This is a genomic window from Collinsella sp. TF07-1 (assembly GCF_003437235.1).
In the GTDB taxonomy this organism is placed as follows: domain Bacteria; phylum Actinomycetota; class Coriobacteriia; order Coriobacteriales; family Coriobacteriaceae; genus Collinsella.
In genome coordinates this window covers 44,203-66,821 of sequence record NZ_QSRV01000008.1, presented here as the reverse complement: position 1 = coordinate 66,821, position 22,619 = coordinate 44,203, and the positions used below count along the sequence as shown (strand labels likewise).

Sequence of the window (22,619 nt, the reverse complement as noted above, 5' to 3'; positions counted from 1 at the left end):
CCCAGTATACGCATGAATGCAGGCCCACGGCCGATGCATTAATCGAGCGCCTGTGCGCGAATCGCCGCGCCGATGGCACCGGCAAAGCGAGCCTGGGGCGAGGTGGTCACCGGCGACCCCAGCAGCTCGCCCAACCGCTCCACCACGAAGGCGTTCTCGCACAGGCCACCGGTCAGGTAGTACGGGGCGCCCGCGGCCTGCCCGGCCATGGTCGCCACGCGCGAGACCACGCTGTCGATCACGCCACGTGCGATGTTCTCGCGCGGCTCACCGCGACCGATCAGGCTAATGACCTCACTTTCGGCAAACACCGTGCACATGCTGGAAATCTTGGTAGGCTCGCCGGAACGCGCCAGGTCGGCCATCTGCTGTTGAGAAATACCTAGGCGGTCGGCCATGATCTCCAAAAAGCGCCCCGTGCCGGCAGCGCACTTGTCGTTCATGGCAAACTTGGCCACGCGGCCATTTTTAAGCTGAATGACCTTGGTGTCCTGGCCGCCCACGTCAATCACCGTGCCGCGATCGCCAAACAGACGCACGGCACCGGCGCCGTGGCAGGTAATCTCGGTCACAACCTTGTGGGCGTATGGCACAGCCACGCGCCCGTAACCCGTGGCCACCACACGCGCAGAATCGGATGCAACGTCAAAGCCCGCCGCCGCGAGCGCCTCGCGCAACCTATCGGCTGCAACGACCGAGGAGAACCCGGTTGGCTGCACGCACGTCCACGCCACCGAACCCTCACCATCGACCACAGCAGCCTTAGCCGCCGTAGACCCGATATCAATCCCGATCCCTATCATGGCTCTCTCCTAATCAGCAAGAAAATCAAACGATCAGACACTGCTGCAACAACGGCCCTCTGGCGTCTGAGGTGCCCGAGATTCCGAGCGACAAGCCCGACGAAGCGTACTCAAGGTACGCGAGGAGGGTTGGAGCCGGAAGGTCGGGTGCCTCAGACGTCAGAGGGTTTCGATAAAGGCGGCGATACGCGTCTCGATCTGGCCCATGTCGCCGTTGCTGTAGTCGGTCTCGATCTTCATATACGGAATACCCGCACCCTCGACGGCCTCCTGCATGCGTGCACTCTCCACGTTAAAGGTGTGGCACGCCTGGAGCACGCTCTCCACTACGCCATCGACGTGATACTTCTCGCACATGGCCAGCGTGTTCTCCATACGACCGTCGTTGGGCGTCATAACCGAGCAGTTGATATCCAGGTAGCGGTCGGCGATCGCACGCAGGATGTCGGGCGCATCCGGGTCGACCATCATGGCCGCCGTGCGCTCACCCGAGCAGTCATCCATACACACGACCACGCCGCCGTTGGACTCGATGGTGCGACCGATCTTGTTGATTACGCCGCCCACCGGGCAACCGGTGATCAGGATGCGCTTGGCATCCGCCGCAACCGGGTGCTCGCCGGCCTCGTAGGCCTCGCGCAGGTTAGCGACCTTTTGCTCCAGCTGCTGCGTATAGGCCTCGATATCAAAGCTGAACGTACCGGCAAACATGGTGCTCATCAGATCGACGCCGCTCATGGCCGCCGGCTGGTTGGCCTGCAGCGCAAACATCTCGAGCTGGGCCGCACGCAGGCGATTGCGACGACGGGCAGCAGCACGTAGGTCGCCGTCGGTAATCGTAATGTCGTAGAAGTTCTCGAGCTCCTCCTTGAGCAGACGGCACTCCTCGTACCAGCCCTCGCGCTCGTAGGCGCGGTCGCGGCCCTGCGGTAGGTGTAGAATGTGCGTGCGCTTGAGCTCGTTGAGCAGCTCGTACATCTTCTTCTTGCCGTCGCAGGTGGTCTCGCCGATGATCATGTCGCTAAAGTACGTAAACGGGCACTTTTGCGAATAGGCAAAACCATACGTCGACTTGATGAGCGGGCAGAGGTTTGCCGGCAGCACCTTCTCGGCCTCGGGAATCACCTCGTCGGACGTACCGCACAGAGCCACGCTCGAGGCGCCCGCGGCATCGATAATCTCGAGCGGCGTATAGCTGCACAAAAAGCCGACCAGGCGATTACCCGCCTGCTTGTAATCCTTAACGCGAATAAACGCCGCCTTGCGTTGTTCGTTAAACTCCTCAAACGTGCTGGGCAACGGCTGCTCAATATTTTCCGACATATAACTCCTAAACCTTTTAACCAACCAAGGAAACGGCTTTCCCAGGAGCCCGAGGTTGCCGTAAAAGAGAAGCGCCGCGTACTTTGGTACGCAAGCGACGGTTTGAACAGCAAGATCGGGTGCCTGGGGAAGCCGCCGGGACGAATAGTCCTAAATGGTTTCCAAGAAGGCCTCGATCCTGGTTTGCAGTTGGCCTGCATCCTCACCGGCGTAGTCGGTCGTGATGTGCATAAACGGAATGCCGGCTTCCTCGGCGGCCTTCTCCACGGCAAACGACTCCATCTCATAGAGCGTGCAGAACTGCAGGGCCACGTCGACGATGCCGTCGGCATGCAGGTCCTTGGCCATCTGGACAATGTCCTTCATACGCTGGTCGTTGGGCGTAAAGACGGCGCAGTTGATCTTAAAGTAGCGCTCGGCGATGGCATCGAGCATCTCGTCCACCGTCTCACCGGACTCGTCGACCAGGTCCTTGTAGTAGCGCGAGCCCGTGCAGGACTCCTCGCCTACCACAACGCCGCCGGCTTTCTCGATGAGGTTGAACAGCTTCCAGTTGGGCACGGCCATGGGCGTGCCGGTGTACAGGATGCGCTTGGTCCCCTTGGGCGCCACGCCCTCGCCAGCCTCGACACGCTGCTCGCACTCAGCCGCCATATCGTTGATGGCTCCGGTCAGACGCGGCGTGTCGTCCATAAAGGCGGCCTGAACGGTCAGTAGGCTGTCGAGACCGCTAATAGGTGCAGGGTCGGCAGCGCGCGTGGCAGCGAGGCGCTGCAGGGCGCGGCGCTTCTCATTGACGGCGTGGATGGCAGCCTTCAGACGCTCGGGCGTAATCTTGACGCCGCACTCTTCCTCGATCTTGGCGGCGAGTTTCTTGACCTCGGCCTTCCAGGTCACGAGCGTCGACTCGTCGTGCACGTTGGGAATATCCATGACGTACATGTTCTTTTGCGTTGCAAAGAACTCGTAGGCCTTCTTCTTGCCATCGCAGGTGTTCTCGCCTACCACTAGGTCACTCGACTCAATGTAGGGGCAGACCTCGCCCAGCTTAAAGCCGGCAAAGCTCTTGATAAGCGGACAGGTGTTGCGCGGCAGATGCTCCTCGACCTTGTCCGTTGCCCAATCGGCACCCGAGCACAGACCAACGGGAATGCCGTCACAGGCAAGCACGATCTCCTCGGGCACGTACACGCAGAACGAGCCCACGATTTTGGTGGCCTCGCCAGCCTCCTTCTTGTCGAGCATCTCCTTAATGCGGCCGCTATGGATGTTGGTGGCCACAAAGTCCAGGTAGGACGTGGACTTGGGGCGATTGTTCTGCGTCAGGAACATGTCGCCGTACATCTGGCCCACGGCGCCCAGCAGCATGTCGTGGTCGGCAAGATTCATGCCGAGGCTCTCCCACATCGGATGGAAATCGAATTCTTCAGCCATGGCGGTTCCCCTCTCGAACCAAAAACGGATAACAGCGGTATCGATGCACGACGGGCGGCGATTGCCCGGCCGTGCTCAAAACCGGATTTTTAGGGAACCTACTTTGCGGTCGATTATTTAGTTGTGCGTCGTCTCTCCCGGAGCCGTGAACATACCTGCTCATATGCGGCTCCGAGCCATATACAGGGCGCGCGCCGCAATACGACGCGAATATGTCATCTGCGGCATCGACGCACCCTCCTATTTCTTATCGAAGGCAATTATACCGGCGGTCGTCGTCCAGACGAACACCGCCGACACACGTACGACAGCATCGGAGCACAAGATGTCTAATGCCCGAACCTACCCTCTGATAATTATTTATCATATTGATAAGGTTTTGTCAGTCTAGATTCGGCAAACGGTCGCGCTTCTAGGCGACCGAGGTCCCGCATGTGACAAAGGGACTGTCCCTTTGTCACATTATCGACAAACCAGATGAATTCTCTTGGCATCGAAGTGCATGCGCAGGGTCTCGTCGGCCTGCGGCAGCTCGTCGGAAGCCACGCTCACCTTGTTGACCTTCCACTGCAGACGCGTGGGCGCATCGACACGTGGCACGTCCAACAGCACCAGCCGCTCAAAGCGCGAATCGCTCACCCGGACCACGTGTAAGTCGTAGCTGTTACGACCCCGCTCGGCACGGTTGTCAACATGGAAGTAACTTGCGCGAATCCCCAGGTACGCCACATCATCAGGAACCTCGCGACCCACATTAAAGGTCATGCCCCAGTCGAGAGCCTCAACTTCTTCGTCGCCGATCTTGCACGCCCGGCTTGTGTTCTTGCAGCCCGTCAAGCGCAGCGCGGCCAAGGTTTGCGGCCGGCGGACCACATCTTCGACGGAGCCGATCTCCTCCACATGCCCGTTATGCATCACGCAAATGCGCTGGCACAGGCGACACGCTTCGTCGATATCGTGGCTCACGTAGAGCACGGTGCGGTTGCATACGTCGAACAGGTCGAGCATGTTCTGCTCGAGCGCGCTCTTAAAGTAGGCATCGAGCGCGCTCATGGGCTCGTCGAACATAAAAATGCCCGGGTGTGCCGCCACCATGCGCGCAAGCGCCACGCGCTGCTGCTGACCACCCGAGAGGCGTGCGGGATAGCGGTCGGCAAAATCGGCCAGACCAAAAATGCCCAGATAGCGCTCGGCGAGCTTTTTGCGTGCAGCGACGTCACCCGCATCCTGTACGCCGGCGCACACGTTATCGGCCACCGTCATATTGGGAAACAGCTGATAGTTTTGGAACAGCAGGGCGCATTTACGCTCCTGGGGCGATAGGTTGATGCCCGCCGCCGAATCAAAAAAGGTCACGCCGTTGACGACGATCTTACCCTCGTCGGGCGTCTCCACACCGGCAATACAGCGCAAGGTGCAGCTCTTGCCGCATCCGGAGGCGCCGAGCAGCGCCACACGCTCCTCGCCGGCATCGAGCTGCATGTCGAGCATAAACCCGGGATAGCGCTTTTTGATATCCAGAACGATCGACATGGCCTATCGACCTCCCTGCAGAGTGGCATCATCGCGCATGAGCTCGGCCAGCGCCTCGCGATCGATACGCGGGGCATCGCCGCCCACCGGGTCGAGCGAATCGGCCGTATCGGCGAGTTCTTTGGCCCGCTTGCGCTCCGCACGGGAAAGGCCCCGCTCGCGATACTTTTGCGAATGCGCGGTGTACATGTTGATAAACAGGATGACCAGGAAACTAAACGCAATCACGACGACAACCCAAAAGAGGGCAACTGAGATGTTGCCACCCATCCACTCAAAGTAGATAGCGATGGGGATGGTCTGCGTAATACCGGCATAGTTACCCGCAAAGAAGAGGGTGCAACCGAACTCACCCATCGCACGGGCAAAGGCGAGCACCGTACCGGCGGCGATCGAGGGCCAGCCGAGTGGCATCATAAGCTTGGCAAAGATACGGCGCTCGGACCACCCCAGGGTTCGCGCGGCGTCGAGCATCTGCGTGTCCAGGCTCTCAAAGGCGCCGAGCGCCGTGCGGTAGACCAGGGGAAACGACACCACCACGGCAGATATCACCGCCGCTGGCCAGGTAAAGACGATCGAGATGCCGTGCGCGATAAGCCACTGGCCAACCCCGGTCGAGCGGCCAAACAGCATGAGGAGCAGAAAGCCGCACACCGTGGGAGGCAGCACCATGGGGATGGTAAAGGCCGAGTCGAGCAGGCCCTTCACGCGGCTCGTCGTGCCCATAGTCTTCCATGCGGCAAACAGGCCCAGCGCAAAGGCAATCACCAAGGCAAGGCCACTCGTTTTGATAGACACCCAAAGCGGGCGATAGTCGATGCCGGTCAAAAAGGCGACAAGGGACGCCAAGGGCTCCTGTTCATCTTGCATCACAACGGATGATGCTACCACGATTTGAGCGCTATCAAGCCAACGCGCGCCGCCCTTGGCATCACCCGAGGCAGATGCGATGACCACATAGCGGTCCCCATTCGCACCGCGCTCATCAAAGGCATAGGTATACCCACCGACATTAAATGCCGCTTCCGTCGTGGCATACCAAGGAAGATCCATGTCTTCCAGCCGTGCGCCTCCCATGCAGTTTGCGCCGTCAAGCTCGCAGACGAGGGTCTTTAGATCCGATGCGCTCTCGTTGTTCTGCAGATCCAATCCATATTTCTCGGCCGCCTTGGGCGATATCCACACCACAACGCGATCGGCAGCAGGCGCCACTACAAGGTCCACGTCCTCGTCAACGGGAAACCGGTAGCCCTCAGGCTGGCCCTCCATAGCACGAGCGGTCCCCTTGGCCAACCGCTCAAAACCCTCGATCCCATAGGAAAGCCCATGAGCGGTCGCAGCAACCTGGGCCCCGTCCTCAGCGACCCCAGCAAACGCAAATCCCGGCACCCAGCAAAGCGCGAAGGTCAAAGCACAGGCGACAAGAATGCGAAATCTATTACGCACGAAACGCTCCAAGGAAAGACGAGGACAGGGCAAAAGACAAAACGATGGGATTATCGCTCCAAGCCGCACTACGCGGAAAGCTCAAATCCGTACTTAGCCCAAATCTTCTGCGCCTTCTTGTTGGTCAGACAGAAGTCGATGAACGCCTTGGCCTCGTCGGCGTGCTCGGAGCTCTCGGCAACGGCACCCGGATACACGATGGGCTTGTGCGAATCCTCGGGGCACACGAAGGCCTCCTCGATGCCGTCGTAGCGGAAGATGTCGGAGCTGTAGACAAAGCCGGCCACGCAGTCGCCCGTAGAGACGTAAGCTGCGGCGGTACCGACCTTGTCGGCCAAAGCCACCTTGTCGGCGAGCTCGGGTGCATACTCGCCGTCGTCGCCCTCGGTACCGGTGTAGAGCCCAACAGAAGCCAGCGCTTGGTTGGCATACTTGCCGGCGGGAACGGTCTTAGCGTCGCCGACGGCAATCTTGCCGTCCAGGTTCGCGACGTCGGCGATAGCCTCGACCTTGGTGTCGGAGCCCTCGGCACGAATAATCACGAGGTCGTTGACGAACATGTCCTCACGCGTGTCGGCGTCGACGAGCTCGGCGGCCTCGGCGTCGTCCATAGTGCCCTTGGAGGCCGTGATGAGCACGTCAACCGCGGCGCCGGCGCGCATCTGCTCGACAAGGTCGCCAGAAGCCTTAAACTGCGTGTCGGCAAAGGTGGTACCCGTCTGCTCGGTGTAGAGCTTCTGAACCTCGGGCAGAGCCTTCTCGAGCGAGTTGGCGGCGAACACCTGCAGCCCGACGGCCTTCTTGGAAGATGCCTTGGCAGAACCGGCATCGGAGCCGGCCGACTCAGGCTCCTTGTTGCCCGAGCAGCCAGCAAGGCCAAGGCCGGCAGCGGCGACAGCAGAAAGCGAGACGAATCCGCGGCGAGAAACCATATCGAACATGTTCAACCCTTTCGAGCGCTACGCCCGGGCACCCCGCCGCGAGCTTTATCCTGTAATTGAATTATACTTTAGCGCGAATAATGCTTGTGATAAGAAATTATCGTTTGATAATTTCTTATACCGATAGCCGCAAGACGCTCGCGTTGTCGCCGCTTAAAAAAGCGGAGCGACCCATAAGATCACTCCGCTACAGGCAAGCAGTTTAGCGAGTGTGTCCACCGCCCGCCGTCATGTGGGCCGCGTGCTCCAGCTGGTCGCTCACGGCCTCCCAGCTTTCGCGAGCCGCCTTCGTGGATCCCGGAAAGTTGATGACAAGCGCAGCCCCACGCTGCATGCACACGGCGCGCGAAAGCATGGCACGGCGCGTCTTGGTCATAGAGTATGCACGGATCGCCTCGGCAATACCCGGCACATCGCGGTCGCAGACGGCACGCGTCGCCTCGGGCGTCACGTCGCGCATCGAAAGCCCCGTGCCGCCGCAGGTGATGACCACGTTGGCCTGGCAATCGTCGGCCGCAGCCACAATGGCAGCACCGATCTCGTCAACATCGTCATGCACCACCGTATGCGAGGCAACCGTCCAGCCCTGCGCCGCGACGAGCTCCTCGAGTGCAGCGCCCGCCTCGTCCTGGGCAATATCGCGCGTATCCGAGCACGTCACGATCGAAATCTTCAACTCCATAGCATTCCTCCTACAGCACGGTACCCTCGGGCAGATCGACGCGGACAACATCCACGACGTCGCCCGGCTCAAGATCGCACGGGCCCTCGTTGATGCGCAACAGGCAGTTCGCACGCTGCATGGTTCCGAGCAGCGCCGAGTTCTGGCTGTGCGCCTCGGCGACCGTAAGCTCACCCGTCTGCGCATCGCGCGCAACCGTGGCGCGATCATAGAAGCGTCGGTCCTGTCGCTTCTTCACGCCGTGGGTAAGAACCGCCTGCTGCACGGGACGCGCACCCTCGGCAAAGCCGCGCATCTTGCGAATCGCCGGGCGGGCGAGCATCTCAAAGCCCACATAGGCCGCCGCGGGGTTGCCCGAAAGCCCCAGATAGGGCTTGCCGCCGAGCAGGCCAAACGTAATGGCCTTGCCGGGACGCAACGAAATGCGATCGAACAGCACCTCGCCCTCGCGCTTGACCAGCGCCGTCACGTAGTCGTAGTCGCCCGCAGAGGCGCCACCGCTCGTAATGACAAAATCGCACTCTTGCGCGGCGCGGTGCACCAGCTCGGCAATCGCCCGCTCGTCGTCGGGCGCAAAGCCGTAGAACACCGGGTCGGCCCCAGCATCGAGTGCCTCGGCCATTAACGCCGAGGAATTGGAATCGCGAATCTGCCCACGCGCCGGCAGTTGGCCGGGCGCGACCAGCTCCGTGCCCAGCGAGATAACGCCCACACGCGGGGCGGCGTGCACTCTAACGTTCGCGTAACCGGCGCTCGCCAGCAAACCGGCGCCGGCCGGGGCCACAACCTCGCCAGCGTGCATCACAACATCGCCGGCATGGGCCTCCTCGCCTGCAGCTCGAACGTTCTCCCCCACCTTAGCCGGTGCCGAGAAGCTCACGTGTGAGCCCTCGTTGCCGTCGCCGTCGAGCACCTCGACGACCTCGTATTTCACAACGGCATCCGCACCTTCGGGCACCGGTGCACCCGTCATAATACGGACGGTCTCGCCCGCGCCAATCGCGCCCTCAAACACATGGCCCGCCGCCTCGTGCCCCACGACGGAAAGCGTCACGGGCGTATCGGAGGACGCTTTGGCGAGGTCGTCGGCACGCACGGCATATCCATCCATGGCGCTGTTGGCAAACGGCGAGATATCGATATCGGCCGTGGCATCCTCAGCCAGGGGAAGACCGGCCGCCTGCCAAACCGGGATCTCGACGAGCTCGGTCCTGCGCACCTGCGAAAGGACGATTGCCTGCGCGTCCTCCAGCGGGATGAGCGTCTTAGCCATATACACCTCTTACATGCCACGGCGCGCAACAGTGGCGCCGATTCTTTATGTTTGGTTCAGTATAATCCCCCGCTGCCCGCTCAAGACATGGCCCGCAACGGCAAATACACCTGTCGGCCATGCGCCTTTCGTAACAGAACCGAAACCTGTCAATTGCCTTAAGGCACGGGGTGCCGTCTTATAATGCATGCATCGCAACAAAAAAGAGGACGTTATGGCTTTTATCGATAAACGTGAAAATACACTCGACCCGTCTGATGACACCCGTCAGGACACAGACGGCAGGTCCTTCTCTCCGGCCGACTTGATCATCAGCGGTCGCAACCAGCTCACCCGCTCCGAGCATCTCTTGGCTGCCGACACGCGCCGCAACGCCCGCAACCTACTTGCGAGCGCCAAGTTGCTCGTGCTCGTCGTCATCGTCTCGCTCGCCATGGGCGTTGCCGCTTGGGCGTTTTTGGCCTCACTGAATATCGCGACCGATTATCGCGAACACCATGCGTGGGTGTACGCCCTGCTCCCCATCGTGGGTATGGCCACCGCGTGGGTCTACAAGAACCACGGTCTCGCCGCCAAACGCGGAAACAACCTGGTCATCGACTCCGCTCTGGGCACACGCCTCATCCATATGCGCATGGCCGTCCTCACCTTCGTCTGCTCCACGCTTACGCACCTAACGGGCGGGTCGGCCGGTCGCGAGGGAGCTGCGGTGCAGATTGGCGGCACCATCGCCAGCAACATCTCGAGCCTCGCCCACCTCAAAAAGCATGACCACCACGACCTCATGCTCGCCGGCATCTCGTCGGCCTTTGGCGCCGTATTCGGTTCGCCCCTTGCCGGCGCGTTCTTTGGCATGGAGATGTGCTTTATCGGCAAGATCGACTACACCGCGGGCATCTACTGCCTGGTCGCCTCGTTTACCGGCTACTTTACGTCGCTTGCCCTGGGTACCGAGTATGAGACGAATGTTATCGCCAGCGTCCCCGACATGACGCCCAAAACGGTCGTTATCGTTGTTATCAGCGCAATTATCTTCGGCCTGACGGCACGCCTCTTTGCCTGGTCGGTTCGAACCGTCAAGAGCCTGTACGGTCGCTTTATCACCAATTACCTCGTTCGCGCACTCATAGGCGCACTCGTGGTTTTGGCCGCCTATGCCCTCCTCGACGCCTGGGACTACGCCGGCCTTTCCACGTGGCTTTCCGGCGCCGGATTTGCAGGCAACACCACCCTGGCGGACGCAGTCATCAAGTTGGTCGTCACAGCGCTTACCCTGGGCGCGGGCTTCCAAGGCGGCGAGGTCACGCCCCTGTTTGGCATCGGCGCGGCACTCGGTGGCTGGATCGGTTGCCTTACCGGGCTCGACCCCAGTTTTCTGGCGGCTCTCGGCATGCTCGGCGTGTTCTGCGCCGGCCTCAACGTGCCCATCACCACCTGCATGATGGCCATCGACCTGTTCCATGGAACGGCCGCGGGCTTCTTTGTCATCGTTTCGTTTATTAGCTACCTTGCCGGCGGCCACCGTGGCGTGTATCCCGCGCAGCGCATCATCTCACCCAAACGCCGTTCGCTTATTGTGGATGAGGGCGGCACGGTGGCGGATGCTATCGAGCGCCACAACGACCTGATAGAGTAGACGTAGTAATCACCGTGCAGCCACAATCGGGGGCAATTCGACCTGAGCGCGACCGCACTGTCATGTCACACGCCGGGAGTCGCCCCATGCACGCAACTGATTTTGGTCGCACGCTCATCATCGCCAACCCAGCCGCCCAGTCGGGTGCGGCACGCGAAGTTGCCGAGCGCCTGCAACGCTTTTTGGACATGACTGCACGCGCATCCCAGTTTGACCTGGTGTTGACCGAGCGTATGGGACACGCCAAGGAGCTGGCCGCACGGGCTCAGGGCTATCGCACCGTTATCGCACTCGGCGGCGACGGCGTGATCCACGAGGTCGTCAACGGGCTTATGACGCAAAAGGAGGACGCCCGCCCCGCTCTTGCCGTCCTGCCCGTGGGCTCCGGCAACGATTTTGCCCAGACGCTCGGCATCGAAGATTTCTCCGGCAAGGATTTTGGCGCGCTGCTCACCTGTGAGCTGCAGCGTCAGGACATCGGGCGGATTCGCTCATGGAACCCCGCAAGAGGCAGCGGCGAGGCGATCGTCGAGTATTACGACCAGACGCTCTCCGTCGGTATTGATGCCGCCATCGGCCTTGGCACCACCGAACTGCGCAAAAAGACCGGCTTGACGGGCGCTCCGCTCTACACCCTCTCGGGACTTGAGCAGTTTGGCCTACGCTATCGCAACTACCCCATGACAGTCAGCTTTGACGGCGCGCCCGCCGAGCGCGTGAGGGCGATCATCATGGCAATTCAGCTGGGCCCCACCTATGGCTCGGGCTATCGCATCTGCCCCGATGCCGACCCCTGCGACGGCATGCTCGACGTCTGCTACGCATGCGGCCCTGTCCCTCGCGCGGTAGCCCTGCCTATGTTTCTTTCGGCCAAGGACGGCCACCACACCAAGCTGCCGCCGGTTCGCATGCGCCGCTGCCGCCATGCCGAGCTCACCTTTGAGAAGCCTGACTACCCCATCCAGGCCGACGGCGAGCCCGTTGTCGCCTCGCGCATCGAAGTCGACATCCTACCCGGTGCCCTCCAAGTCTGGCACCCAACCCGCTAACCCCGCCTAAGTTGCGGTGAAATAGGAACTGCTTATGCAGCTAAAGCCGCAAAACAGTCCCTATTTCACCGCAACTTATGAGGAGGCTATTCGTCGCTGCCCAGTTTGCGACGGTTGGCCTTTTTAATGGCGTTGAAGTGCTTGTCATTGAGCCTGCGCTGGCGAGAGCGCTGAGGCACCTTGGTCTTTACGCGTCGGCGCGGTGGACGCCCGCGACGCTCAAGCTCAGCGCGCAGCTTACGCAGGCAGCTACTACGGTTTTGGAACTGACTGCGGCTCTCGCGCGCCGTCACGGTAATCCCCGAAGGGATATGTTTCATGCGCACCGCCGAGTCCGTCGTGTTGACGCCTTGTCCGCCCGGACCCGTCGCGCGAAACACCTGCACCTCGCAATCGCGCGCCAACTCCTCGGCCGACATCTCGGCATAGCGCGCATATTCGCGCCATCCCATCTTGTTCTCATCCATATCAACACCTTCCCTCATACAAAAAATGTGACAAAGGGACAGTCCCTTTGTCACATCGCATACCAATCGCTTGTGTTGCGCGCTTAGGCGAAGGTGATCTCGCCGGTCTCGCAGTCCATATCGGCGATACGGGCCAGGCTCTCGACGCGGAAGCCGCGCTCGCGGAGCTTATCGCCGCCGTCCTGGAAGCCCTTCTCCACTGCAATGCCAATACCGGACACCTCGGCACCCGCAGCCTCGCAGATCTTGATAAGACCCTCGAGCGCGCAGCCGTTGGCCAAGAAGTCGTCGATGATCAGAACCTTGTCACCCTCGGACAGAAAGCGCTTGCCAACGATGACCGGGTACTCCTTCTGCTTGGTAAAGGAGTAGATGGTCGTGGCATACTGCTCGCCGTCGAGGTTGATGGACTGTGCCTTCTTGGCAAAGACCACCGGCACGCCGCCAAAATGCTGAGCCGCGATGCAAGCCATGCCAATGCCCGAAGCCTCAATCGTCAGGATCTTGTTGATCTCGGCATCCTTGAACAGACGGGCCCACTCGGCGCCCATGTGGTCAAACAGCTCAACGTCGCACTGGTGGTTGAGGAAGGCATCAACCTTAAGGACGTTACCGGCCTTTACGATGCCGTCATGGCGAATACGATCCTCAAGCTCCTGCATGGCGCAACCCCTTCTCGCGGCAACGATACCGCGCGATTAATAAACGTTGTTCGATAGTCTACCACGGACCGACCCCCGCCCGCCCCACAAGCCGCATCGCACCACAAACCAGTCTTTTTGGGACGGCGCGAATCGTGGCAGACAGCCTCCCAACACGCTAATGGCGGGCGCGCATCCTCACAAAACGCACCATGGCGAGCGCAAAGCCCACAGCGGCCACAGCCATAAGCACGTAGAACACCGAGCGAAAGCCAAATAGGAATACATCCGGACGGCCTGCAACAAAACTGGTCACGGCCTCGCCCATCGCCACGCTCATCTGCCCATACAGGATATGCGACGCCGCCGTAATACCCACCGCCATACCCGCATAGCGCGCCAGGCTACCCAGGCTGCCAGCAAAGCCGAGCGCTTCGCGCGGAGCCGAGCCCATGTACAGCGAGTTATTGGGGCTCTGGAAAATCGACGTACCACACGACATAAATGCGACGCAGCACACGATCACAGGGATAGAAGAGTGCTCATCGAGCGTGCTTACCGCAAAGAGACCGCACACGTACACGCCCAGGCCGACCGCCGTGGGGCCCTCACAGCCAACACGGTCCGAAACCGTACCCGAAAGCGGGCCGATAAAGGCATTCACCATCGGCAACGCCAAAAAGAGCAATCCGGAAATGTCAGAACCAAAGCCGTGGGCGTCCTGAAAATAGAACGGCAGGATAAACTCGGACGCACCGATGCCAACGAACACGATGAGCATGCAGGCAAGGTTGATGGTGAAGGCCGAATTTGCAAAGCAGCGACGAGCAGCCTCGATCAGGGACATCGGGCGCTCGCCGGCCTCCGGCTTAACATGCGGCAGCGTGTAGAGCCCCACGATAAACGAAATGACGCCAATGGGCAGGTTGATGAGGAAGATGCTCTCCCAGGGAAAGCTTGCCACCAGCATGCCACCCAGAACGGGGCCACACATCATGCCGAGGGCCACGAAGGTCGCGAGAATACCCATGGCACGGCCTCGTTCGCGCGCCGGAAACGACTCGGTGATGATACCCATGTTGTTAGCCATGGCCGCCGCGCAACCGACGCCCTGAACAATGCGTGCCAGAATAAGAACCTCGAGCGAGGCCGAAAGGCCGCACAGCAGCGAACCGACCGAAAAAACGATGACGCCCAGCTGGAACACATTCACCTTGCCGTGCACGTCGCCCAGACGGCCAAACGGCAACATAGCCACGCAAGTCGCAAGCAGATACACCGAGCTTACCAGCTGAATGCGATCGAGGCCCACGCCCAGCTCCTTTTGCATCACGGGCAGCGCCACGGTCACGACGGTCGAATCCAGACACACCATAAACGTCATGATGAGCACGGTAAACAGAATCGCCCATTTGTTCTTGCCATGGGTGTCGCCCTCTAGGGCAATACGCTCGCGGCGCAGCTGCTCTGCGGTTTTCTCCATATCCATCCTTTCGAGTGGCGCAACGCAAAAACGGGGCCCCAATCGCCTGTGAACAGCCGCGATTGGGGTCCCGCCTACGGAATCGGAACTATATGTCACCGGAACCCCAAGAGGCTCCGTCGCTTCATACGAGAAGCTAGCCTAGCACTGCTCGAGCGCCTGCTCAAGGTCGGCAATCAGATCGGACGTGTCCTCGAGGCCGCACGACAGGCGCACCATGTCGGCGGAGATGCCGCAGGCGATGAGCTCCTCATCGTTCATCTGACGGTGCGTGGCGTTAGCGGGATGCAGACAGCAGGTGCGAGCATCGGCCACATGCGTGGCGATCTGGGCGAGTTTAAGGCTCTTCATAAAGGTCTCGGCCGCCGCGCGACCACCGTTAAAGCCAAAGCTCACGACGCCACAGGTACCGTTGGGCATGTACTTCTGAGCCAGGTCATAGTACTTATCGCCCTCCAGGCCCGGATAGCTTACAAAGCGCACCTTGGGATGGCTCTGCAGGAACTTAGCAACGGCCAGGCCGTTCTCACAATGACGCGGCATACGCACATGCAGGCTCTCGAGCGAGCTATTCAGGAAAAACGCCGCCTGCGGGTTCTGCATGGGGCCGAGGTCGCGCATGAGCTGAGCGGTTGCCTTGGTAATGAAGGCACCCTCGCGACCGAACTTCTCGGCATAGGTCACGCCGTGATAGCTCTCGTCGGGCGTGGTGAGACCCGGGAACTTGTCTGCATGGGCCATCCAGTCAAACTGGCCGTGGTCAACGATCACGCCGCCCAGGTAGGCCGCATGCCCATCCATGTACTTGGTGGTAGAGTGCGTGACGATGTCGGCGCCCCACTCAAAGGGACGGCACATCACGGGCGTCGGGAAGGTGTTGTCGACCATCAGCGGCACGCCGTGGTCATGCGCGGCCTTGGCAAAGCGCTCAATATCGAGCACGGCAAGGGCGGGGTTGGCAATCGTCTCGCCAAAGACGAGCTTGGTATTGGGCTCAAAGGCTGCCTCCAGCTCCTCATCGGTGCAGTCGGGGGCGACAAACGTGCAAGTCACGCCCATGCGGCCCATGGTGTGGGCGAGCAGGTTATACGTACCGCCGTAGATAGCAGAGCTCGCGACCACGTGATCACCGGCACCGGCCACGTTAAAGATCGCGAGGAAGTTCGCGGCCATGCCCGAACTCGTGAGCATCGCAGCGGTGCCGCCCTCCATCTCGCAGATCTTGGCGGCGACCAGATCGCACGTGGGATTCTGCAGACGGCTGTAGAAGTAGCCCGACTCCTCCAGGTCAAACAGCTTGCCCATGTGCTCGGACGTGTCGTATTTCCACGTGGTGGACTGGTAGATGGGCACCTGGCGCGGCTCGGCATCTCCCGGGTGATAGCCGCCCTGAACACATGTAGTTCCGATGGTCTGCTCGCTCATATCTAGCTCCCTTGCCTGGGTTACGTTTTATTCGGTTCACGATACCGCTACCCTGCACCCCTCTCAACCCATCCCCAAGGTAGGTTAATGGACAAATTGATCAGAGGTATTTATCTCAAGCCTTGGGCATTTGCTCGATAGATAAAAACGAGGCATACATGAAGCTCTCGATGATTACATGCCCCGTCACGGGTACCATAGGCGGGTACACCGTAACCAAGGAGACAACGATGAAGCAAATCGATACGGCCCAGCTCGACATCACCGCCTGTCAGGCTCAGGCTGCCGAATACCACGCCCGTGGCTTTAACTGCGCCCAGGCCGTCGCCTGCACGCTCGCGCCCGCTGTCGGGCTCGACCCCCAGGTCGCCTTTACCCTCACCGAGGGCTTTGGCGCCGGCATGGGCGGTATGACCGAGACCTGCGGCGCCATCTCGGGCGCCGTGGCCATCATGGGCTTTGTAATGAGCGATGGCATGGAAAACCCGAAGACCAAGGGCCAGACCTACAAGCTGTCGCGCGAGATTGCCAAGCGCTTTGGCGAGAAGAACACGACGACCGTCTGCGGCACGCTCAAGGGCATCGGATCGGACAAGGGTCCGCTCCGCAGCTGTCCCGGTTGCATCGACGATGCCGTCGAAATCGCCTGTGATGTACTAAAGCAGCTCGCCGAGTAAACGGCAGCGACATAAAACGACGGTCGGTGTGCTTGGGATCCGTCCAAAAGCACGCCGACCGTCGCCGTTAGAACTCGGCAAATTCGGGAGTGCTGACCTCAATCTCCTCGCGCCCCGCCATAAGCTCGCGCATCTTAGCGCAAAACGACTCCTGCTCCCCCGCCTTAAACACCAAATGAAGTGTCACGGCATCCGCGTACTCGGTATCCGAAACCTTGGCACCGGAATCCTGGGCCAAGCGAAGCACCTGCTCATACTGCGGATAGGCCACATGCACGTCAACAGGCACGACACTCGTCATCTCGACGATCTGCCCGGCCTCCTGAGCCGCGGCCACCGCCGCTTGCGTCGCCGCAGTATAGGCGCGAACCAGGCCGCCCGGCCCCAACAGCGTGCCGCCAAAATAGCGCGTCACTACGCAGCAAACATTTTTGAGCTCCGCACCGCGCAACACCTCGAGCGTCGGCATACCGCTCGTGCGGCTCGGTTCACCATCGTCGCTCTGGCGCTCGCGTCCATCGACCAAAATCCACGCGGGAACATTGTGTCGAGCGTCGTAATGACGTTTGCGAACCATCTCGATAAAGGCATTCGCCTCGTCCTCAGACTCAATATGGACCAGCTGGGCAATAAACCGGCTCTTGCGGTCCACAAACTCGCCCGAAGCCTCAATATTCGATTGCAGAGTAAAATAGCTGTCCAACAAAGCCCCTCAACAAAATAAAGCGCAGCAACAAACAGCCTCAATAATACGGCAAAGGCCGTACCGATTGTCAGGGTAACAAAAATGCCAAGTGGGCCTGTAAGCCGGGTTCTGTCGTGAACGGTCATTTATCTTGTCTGCACGTTACCGTGCAGCTCCACGCACGCTACCCGAACGCGGACCGGGCCGGCCCATAGCGTTCCTATTCGCGCTTGCTCCGGATGGGGCTTGCCAAGCCGCCATGTTGCCACGACGCTGGTGGTCTCTTACACCACCGTTTCAGCTTTTCCCTTTACGCCTTGCGGCGCAGGTGGGAGTCTTCTTTTCTGCGGCGCTTTCCGTCGGATCACTCCGCCCGGCCGTTAGCCGGCATCCCGCCCTCTGGAGCCCGGACTTTCCTCACGCGTACTGCAAGCAGCACATCGCGCGACCGTCTGGCCCACTCAGCAGTGCAAGAGTGTAACACACCGTTGCCGCAGGCAATGGCACAACGCAAACGCTCGACACGATAAACCAAGAACCGCCACGCGCTACAATGGTCCTGTCGATGGGCAACGTCGTCAGTCGAGACGCGACCGCGCTCCGCACCCCTCCGTCTACTCGGTGTGTTCCCGCCTCCTCCCCGAGGCGGGATGTCGGCTTTTTTCATGCACCGACAATCCAATAGCCTGTGGACAGCCCGGCAGCATTGCGCATCTCGGCGCCAAATGCAAAAAGGGACCCGTCCATTACGGACGGATCCCTTAAAACAAGTGATCGTCAAACCGAATTACTCGGCGTCGGTCTCATCATCCTTCTTCTCGGAAGGCAGCGGAGTAACCTCGATCTCGACGCCCAGAGTCTCAGCAGCGGACTTCATGGACAGGGAGATACGACGACGGTCGAGGTCGATCTCCATGACCTTGACCTGAACCTTGTCGCCCACGTGGGTGACCTGAGAAGGCTGGTCGACGTGCTTGTTGGCCATCTCGGAGATGTGCACCAGGCCCTCGATGCCCTCGCCCAGGTCGACGAAAGCGCCAAACGGGACAAGCTTGGTCACAGTGCCCTCGACGATAGCGCCGACGGGGTACTTCTTGACCAGTGCGCGCCACGGATCCTCGGTGGTCTGCTTGAGACCCAGGGAGATGCGCTCGCGGTTGAGATCGACGTCGAGAACCTCGACCTCGACCTCCTGGCCGACCTTGACAACCTCGGAAGGATGGTTGACGTGGTTCCAGGAGAGCTCGGAGATGTGGATGAGGCCGTCGATACCGCCGAGGTCGACGAAGGCGCCGAAGTCGACGATGGAGGAAACGGTGCCCTGGAGACGCATGCCAGACTTGAGCTTGGACAGGATCTCAGAGCGCTCGGCCTTACGGGACTCCTCGAGCACGACGCGACGGGAGAGGACAACGTTGTTGCGGTTGCGGTCCATCTCGATGACGCGGGCCTCGATGCGGGTGCCCATGTAGGAGGTGAGATCCTTGACACGACGGAGGTCGACGAGGGAAGCGGGCAGGAAGCCACGCAGGCCGATGTCGAGGATCAGGCCGCCCTTGACAACCTCGATAACCTCGCCCTCGACGTTCTCGCCGGAGTTGAACTTCTCCTCGATGCGGTTCCAAGCACGCTCGTACTCGGCACGCTTCTTGGAGAGGACCAGACGACCGTCCTTGTCCTCCTTCTGGAGAACCAGGGCCTCGATGGGATCACCGAGTGCAACGATGTCTGCAGGGTTAGCGTCCTTGCGGATGGACAGCTCGCGGACCGGGATAACGCCCTCGGACTTGAATCCGATGTCAACGAGCACCTCGTCATGCTCGATCTTAACGACAGTGCCGTTAACGAGATCGCCCTCATCAAAGTCGGTAATCGTACCGTCGATGAGGTTGTTCATCTCCTCCTCGTTGACATCGTCAAGAGAGAAAATGGACGAGTTCTGAATCTCACTCAAAGGTGGACCCCTTTCGAACTACGGGGCCCCGATTGCTAGGACCTACAGAAGGGTGCGACAAGCACACAACGTTTAGGAACACTCGGGAGCCGACAGATACTAATGTGACGCTTATGCAATCACGTTCGTATAGATTACGGGGAAATTACTTCGATTTCAAGCGCGAACTGCGATTTTTTACTCGTATGGAGACTTTTTCGCAATCTTGTGGACGACCGTCTCCGTAAGTTGACGATAGGCCGTTAGGTATACGGCTTTGGGGTAAAGTATCCGGAACCAACGATTCTGGAACGATTTTTCGAGAAAGGTGCCCGCGTGCTCAAAGCAGTCGTTTTCGATATGGACGAGACGCTTCTTAGCATCAACCTCAACGCGTTCATCCTTCGCTATTTTAAGGATGTCTCGTCGATGCTCGCGGACATCGGACGTCGCAGCCGCGGTGGCACGATGGCACGCCTCGGCACCATCCTGGTCGACCTCAACGCCAACCGCCGAAGCGGCACGGACAACCGCACCAATCTTGAGTTTTACCGCACCGAGGTCGAACGCAGGTGCGGCATCTGCCTCTCCGATCCTATCATCTACGAGGCATTTACCTACTACGACCGCGAAGTTCTTCCGCATAAGAATGACGACGTCATCAACGCCCACGCCATGCCGGGCGCACACGCCGCGCTTCAGGCCGTACAGGACGCAGGGCTGCGCTGCGCGCTCTTCACCAACCCCAGCTTTCCGCAGGGGGCCATCGAGTGCCGCATGGGTTGGGGCGACCTGGCCGACGCCCCCTTTGAGCTCGTCACGCACATGGGAAACACCACCCGCTGCAAGCCCGATGCCACCTACTATCTAGAGCAGCTTCAGGTGATGGGGCTCGAGCCGCACGAGGTCCTTATGGTGGGCAACGACCCCAAGCGTGACTTCCCCAGCCCCGCCTGCGGCATTCAGACTGCCTATGTTGGTCAGGGAAAACCCGGCCGAGCCACCTGGCGAGGAACCATGGAAGACTTCGCCCGCGAATTCAACGCCGTAGTAGAAGCCTTCTACGAACACCAAGTAGCCGACGAACTGTCCTAGCACACTTGGGTTTTGCCGATCATGATGTTGAGGATCTCGACGTCGGTGTCCTTCATGCCCACACGGCCCACGTAGCCCATGCTGGCAATCGTCTGCTCGACGGTATCCTGGATCAAACCCTCGCCGGCACGGAAGCCACGCCCCTGCATGGCCATGTCATGTCCCAGAATCGCCGCATCGACGGCAGCCGAAATCTTGGCGGCACAGCTCGCCTTGGCGCCATCGCACACGATGCCGCCAACGTTACCGAGCGTGTTCGAAACCGTCGAGCCAATCTGCTCGCGCGTGCCACCGCACAGCCAGGTAATCGCAGCACCGGCACCGCACGCAGCGCAAATAGCACCGCAAAACGCCGAGAGCGCACCAATATAGCTCTTGATATGCACGGCGATAAGATCGGACAGCATCACGGCACGCACCAGGCGCTCGTGGTCGCAACGCAGGTACTCGGCATACTCCATGACGGGCAATGCGCAGGTAATGCCTTGATTGCCCGAGCCGCACACAATGGCGACCGGCAGCGCGCAACCGTTCATGCGGGCGTCGGACCCGGCGGCCGCACGGGCACGGGCACGGCAGGCGACGTCATCGGCACGAGCACCCAGCAGCGTACGACCCACCTCGGCGCCCCAAGCGTGCACAAGGCCCTCGGCACTGATTGCGCCATTCAGCTCAATCTGACGCTCAACGGCAGCGCGGGCGCCCTCAATGTCACCGTCCTCGATAAAGTCGATGATGGAATCAATGGACATGGGCGTATCGGCGTTATCTGCCGCACGCTCGGCCACCACGCGCTCGGCGCAGGCGGCGCACTCCCCCGCCGACTTGCCGCATACCGGAATACCATCGAGCGTATGGCACGTGACATTAGTGTGGTGATCGGTAATCTCGACGACCGCGGTATGGCCCCCGGCCGTCGCAGTCACCTTGATGTAGAGGTTGGGAACACCCTCGACAAGCGACACATCGCAGTAGCCGGCGTCGGCGAGGAGCTCGGCCACACGAGCGCGGTCTTCATCGTTAACGCTCTCGAGCACCTCAAGCGCGCTCTTAGCGTCGCCGCCCACGGCACCCAGCACGGCCGCGGCCTCAATACCGTGCATACCGCCCGAGTTGGGCACGGTCACGCTCTTAACGTTCTTGATGATGTTGCCCGAGCAGGCAACGTCCATATGATCGGGTTCGCAACCGAGCGTCTGGCTCGCCAACGCCGCTGCATAGGCAACGGCAATAGGCTCGGTGCAGCCGAGCGCACAGACAAGCTCGCGGTTCAAAACATCGCAAAACGCGGCATCACGAAGGGAATCGGTAGGCATAGGTATCTCCTGCTTGCATAACGGGCTGGTCTCTCAAAAATAATTAGCTCTTCTATTTGATAACAATGCATCAAAAACCGCAACCATGGTTCCGGCGGACGGCGCTCAAGCACAAACTGGCGGCATTCATTCATGAAAAGCGGGTCTTGTTGCCTGCTAAAGCGTTTGATCAAAAAACGCCCGAGCGTTTACACAAAAGTCGCGCTATCATGCAGTCGAACGCGGTAAACACCTTTAGCATTTGCGCCGCACAGACCAGAGAGGAACCATCTATGAAGATCGGTATCGGTAACGACCACGCCGCCGTCGAGCTCAAGAACATCATTTCCGAGCACCTGAAGGAGCGCGGCTGCGAGGTCGTGAACTTTGGCACCGACACCTCCGAGAGCTTTGACTACCCCATCGCCGGCTACAAGGTGGGTAAGGCCGTTGCCAACGGCGACGTCGACCTGGGCATCCTGATCTGCGGTACCGGCGTCGGGATCAGCCTGGCTGCCAACAAGGTCGAGGGCGTACGCGCCGTCGTGTGCTCCGAGCCCTTCAGCGCCAAGCTCTCCCGCATGCACAACAACACCAACGTGCTCGCCTTTGGCGCCCGCGTCGTTGGCTCCGAGCTCGCTAAGATGATCGTCGACGAGTGGCTCGACGCCGAGTTCGAGGGCGGCCGCCACGAGCGTCGCGTCAACCTCCTCAACGAGATCGACCAGACCCGCGGTCTCAAGGTCGTCGACGAGGCCTAAAGACTTACAACGCCATACGCTAGCGACAGCCCCCGCC

General features: G+C 60.4%; 20 protein-coding genes and 1 other RNA gene. 5 read left to right on the top strand and 16 right to left on the bottom strand.

From position 1 onward, the window contains the following. Positions 1–38: 38 nt before the first annotated feature. From DXC67_RS04775 to glp, 8 genes are all read right to left on the bottom strand, one after another. The gene (locus tag DXC67_RS04775; RefSeq protein ID WP_117637558.1) at positions 39–803 is read right to left on the bottom strand and encodes an acyl-CoA dehydratase activase; all 765 of its coding nucleotides are present in this window, start codon (positions 801–803) and stop codon (positions 39–41) included. Positions 804–962: 159 nt separating this feature from the next. Then, the gene (locus DXC67_RS04770; protein ID WP_117637557.1) at positions 963–2,126 is read right to left on the bottom strand and encodes a double-cubane-cluster-containing anaerobic reductase; all 1,164 of its coding nucleotides are present in this window, start codon (positions 2,124–2,126) and stop codon (positions 963–965) included. A gap of 150 nt (positions 2,127–2,276) precedes the next feature. After that, a complete protein-coding gene (locus DXC67_RS04765) occupies positions 2,277–3,560 on the bottom strand; it encodes a double-cubane-cluster-containing anaerobic reductase (protein ID WP_117637556.1) in 1,284 nt (427 codons plus the stop codon). A gap of 462 nt (positions 3,561–4,022) precedes the next feature. Beyond that, entirely contained in the window at positions 4,023–5,093 is a 1,071-nt protein-coding gene (locus DXC67_RS04760) for a sulfate/molybdate ABC transporter ATP-binding protein (protein WP_117637555.1), read from the bottom strand. 3 nt (positions 5,094–5,096) lie between these two features. Beyond that, the gene (gene modB / locus DXC67_RS04755; RefSeq protein ID WP_233503162.1) at positions 5,097–6,539 is read right to left on the bottom strand and encodes a molybdate ABC transporter permease subunit; all 1,443 of its coding nucleotides are present in this window, start codon (positions 6,537–6,539) and stop codon (positions 5,097–5,099) included. Between the two features lie 68 nt (positions 6,540–6,607). Then, the gene (gene modA, locus DXC67_RS04750; RefSeq protein WP_117637554.1) at positions 6,608–7,480 is read right to left on the bottom strand and encodes a molybdate ABC transporter substrate-binding protein; all 873 of its coding nucleotides are present in this window, start codon (positions 7,478–7,480) and stop codon (positions 6,608–6,610) included. A 202-nt stretch (positions 7,481–7,682) separates the two neighbouring features. Further along, positions 7,683–8,162 carry a molybdenum cofactor biosynthesis protein B gene (locus tag DXC67_RS04745; RefSeq protein WP_117637553.1) on the bottom strand — a complete coding sequence of 160 codons (480 nt, stop codon included), beginning with the start codon at positions 8,160–8,162 and terminating at the stop codon, positions 7,683–7,685. A 10-nt stretch (positions 8,163–8,172) separates the two neighbouring features. Beyond that, entirely contained in the window at positions 8,173–9,435 is a 1,263-nt protein-coding gene (glp, locus tag DXC67_RS04740) for a gephyrin-like molybdotransferase Glp (RefSeq protein ID WP_117637552.1), read from the bottom strand. A gap of 214 nt (positions 9,436–9,649) precedes the next feature. Between glp and DXC67_RS04735 the strand changes: the two genes are divergently transcribed. Together DXC67_RS04735 and DXC67_RS04730 are read left to right on the top strand one after the other, a co-directional pair. Continuing rightward, entirely contained in the window at positions 9,650–11,071 is a 1,422-nt protein-coding gene (locus DXC67_RS04735; RefSeq protein ID WP_117637551.1) for a chloride channel protein, read from the top strand. An 86-nt stretch (positions 11,072–11,157) separates the two neighbouring features. Beyond that, the gene (locus DXC67_RS04730; RefSeq protein WP_117637550.1) at positions 11,158–12,120 is read left to right on the top strand and encodes a diacylglycerol kinase family protein; all 963 of its coding nucleotides are present in this window, start codon (positions 11,158–11,160) and stop codon (positions 12,118–12,120) included. Between the two features lie 86 nt (positions 12,121–12,206). Here DXC67_RS04730 and DXC67_RS04725 read toward each other — a convergent pair whose 3' ends face one another. The 4 genes from DXC67_RS04725 to DXC67_RS04710 form a co-directional block, all read right to left on the bottom strand. Then, positions 12,207–12,587, bottom strand: a complete 381-nt coding sequence (locus DXC67_RS04725) for a peptide chain release factor-like protein (protein WP_369831360.1) — start codon at positions 12,585–12,587, stop codon at positions 12,207–12,209. An 83-nt stretch (positions 12,588–12,670) separates the two neighbouring features. Then, entirely contained in the window at positions 12,671–13,249 is a 579-nt protein-coding gene (locus DXC67_RS04720) for a xanthine phosphoribosyltransferase (RefSeq protein WP_117637549.1), read from the bottom strand. 157 nt (positions 13,250–13,406) lie between these two features. Then, positions 13,407–14,711, bottom strand: a complete 1,305-nt coding sequence (locus DXC67_RS04715; RefSeq protein ID WP_117637548.1) for an MFS transporter — start codon at positions 14,709–14,711, stop codon at positions 13,407–13,409. Between the two features lie 141 nt (positions 14,712–14,852). Continuing rightward, positions 14,853–16,136, bottom strand: a complete 1,284-nt coding sequence (locus DXC67_RS04710; RefSeq protein WP_117637547.1) for an O-acetylhomoserine aminocarboxypropyltransferase/cysteine synthase family protein — start codon at positions 16,134–16,136, stop codon at positions 14,853–14,855. Between the two features lie 230 nt (positions 16,137–16,366). Here DXC67_RS04710 and DXC67_RS04705 point away from each other — a divergent pair, with 230 nt between their 5' ends. Then, on the top strand, positions 16,367–16,813 hold the full coding sequence (locus DXC67_RS04705) for a C-GCAxxG-C-C family protein (protein ID WP_055251626.1): 447 nt from the start codon (positions 16,367–16,369) through the stop codon (positions 16,811–16,813). A 67-nt stretch (positions 16,814–16,880) separates the two neighbouring features. On the opposite strand, the gene DXC67_RS04700 is transcribed toward DXC67_RS04705, so the two are convergent. The 3 genes from DXC67_RS04700 to rpsA all read right to left on the bottom strand — a co-directional run bounded on the left by DXC67_RS04700 (position 16,881) and on the right by rpsA (position 19,452). Next, positions 16,881–17,519 carry a YigZ family protein gene (locus DXC67_RS04700; protein WP_199410607.1) on the bottom strand — a complete coding sequence of 213 codons (639 nt, stop codon included), beginning with the start codon at positions 17,517–17,519 and terminating at the stop codon, positions 16,881–16,883. An 81-nt stretch (positions 17,520–17,600) separates the two neighbouring features. Then, positions 17,601–17,962, bottom strand: an RNA gene (gene rnpB, locus DXC67_RS04695) — RNase P RNA component class A. Positions 17,963–18,285: 323 nt separating this feature from the next. Next, positions 18,286–19,452 carry a 30S ribosomal protein S1 gene (gene rpsA / locus DXC67_RS04690; RefSeq protein ID WP_117637544.1) on the bottom strand — a complete coding sequence of 389 codons (1,167 nt, stop codon included), beginning with the start codon at positions 19,450–19,452 and terminating at the stop codon, positions 18,286–18,288. Between the two features lie 315 nt (positions 19,453–19,767). Here rpsA and DXC67_RS04685 point away from each other — a divergent pair, with 315 nt between their 5' ends. Continuing rightward, positions 19,768–20,526 (top strand): HAD family hydrolase, encoded by a 759-nt coding sequence (locus DXC67_RS04685; protein WP_117637543.1) that lies wholly within the window; start codon positions 19,768–19,770, stop codon positions 20,524–20,526. Here DXC67_RS04685 and DXC67_RS04680 read toward each other — a convergent pair. Next, positions 20,523–21,842, bottom strand: a complete 1,320-nt coding sequence (locus tag DXC67_RS04680) for a serine dehydratase subunit alpha family protein (protein WP_117637542.1) — start codon at positions 21,840–21,842, stop codon at positions 20,523–20,525. The genes DXC67_RS04685 and DXC67_RS04680 overlap by 4 nt on opposite strands. A 272-nt stretch (positions 21,843–22,114) precedes the next feature. On the opposite strand from DXC67_RS04680, the gene rpiB reads away from it, so the two are divergent. Next, the gene (rpiB, locus tag DXC67_RS04675; protein ID WP_055251633.1) at positions 22,115–22,582 is read left to right on the top strand and encodes a ribose 5-phosphate isomerase B; all 468 of its coding nucleotides are present in this window, start codon (positions 22,115–22,117) and stop codon (positions 22,580–22,582) included. The last annotated feature ends 37 nt before the right edge of the window (positions 22,583–22,619 follow it).

Excerpts from the sequence above, each read along its gene's own strand:
- DXC67_RS04715 (WP_117637548.1), bottom strand. The coding sequence starts at position 14,711 with ATGGAGAAAACCGCAGAGCAGCTGCGCCGCGAGCGTATTGCCCTAGAG.
- DXC67_RS04760 (WP_117637555.1), bottom strand. The coding sequence starts at position 5,093 with ATGTCGATCGTTCTGGATATCAAAAAGCGCTATCCCGGGTTTATGCTC.
- DXC67_RS04710 (WP_117637547.1), bottom strand. The coding sequence starts at position 16,136 with ATGAGCGAGCAGACCATCGGAACTACATGTGTTCAGGGCGGCTATCAC.
- DXC67_RS04725 (WP_369831360.1), bottom strand. The coding sequence starts at position 12,587 with ATGGATGAGAACAAGATGGGATGGCGCGAATATGCGCGCTATGCCGAG.
- modA (WP_117637554.1), bottom strand. The coding sequence starts at position 7,480 with ATGTTCGATATGGTTTCTCGCCGCGGATTCGTCTCGCTTTCTGCTGTC.
- DXC67_RS04775 (WP_117637558.1), bottom strand. The coding sequence starts at position 803 with ATGATAGGGATCGGGATTGATATCGGGTCTACGGCGGCTAAGGCTGCT.
- DXC67_RS04765 (WP_117637556.1), bottom strand. The coding sequence starts at position 3,560 with ATGGCTGAAGAATTCGATTTCCATCCGATGTGGGAGAGCCTCGGCATG.
- rpiB (WP_055251633.1), top strand. The coding sequence starts at position 22,115 with ATGAAGATCGGTATCGGTAACGACCACGCCGCCGTCGAGCTCAAGAAC.
- glp (WP_117637552.1), bottom strand. The coding sequence starts at position 9,435 with ATGGCTAAGACGCTCATCCCGCTGGAGGACGCGCAGGCAATCGTCCTT.
- DXC67_RS04730 (WP_117637550.1), top strand. The coding sequence starts at position 11,158 with ATGCACGCAACTGATTTTGGTCGCACGCTCATCATCGCCAACCCAGCC.
- DXC67_RS04680 (WP_117637542.1), bottom strand. The coding sequence starts at position 21,842 with ATGCCTACCGATTCCCTTCGTGATGCCGCGTTTTGCGATGTTTTGAAC.
- DXC67_RS04720 (WP_117637549.1), bottom strand. The coding sequence starts at position 13,249 with ATGCAGGAGCTTGAGGATCGTATTCGCCATGACGGCATCGTAAAGGCC.
- DXC67_RS04705 (WP_055251626.1), top strand. The coding sequence starts at position 16,367 with ATGAAGCAAATCGATACGGCCCAGCTCGACATCACCGCCTGTCAGGCT.
- DXC67_RS04735 (WP_117637551.1), top strand. The coding sequence starts at position 9,650 with ATGGCTTTTATCGATAAACGTGAAAATACACTCGACCCGTCTGATGAC.
- DXC67_RS04745 (WP_117637553.1), bottom strand. The coding sequence starts at position 8,162 with ATGGAGTTGAAGATTTCGATCGTGACGTGCTCGGATACGCGCGATATT.
- DXC67_RS04770 (WP_117637557.1), bottom strand. The coding sequence starts at position 2,126 with ATGTCGGAAAATATTGAGCAGCCGTTGCCCAGCACGTTTGAGGAGTTT.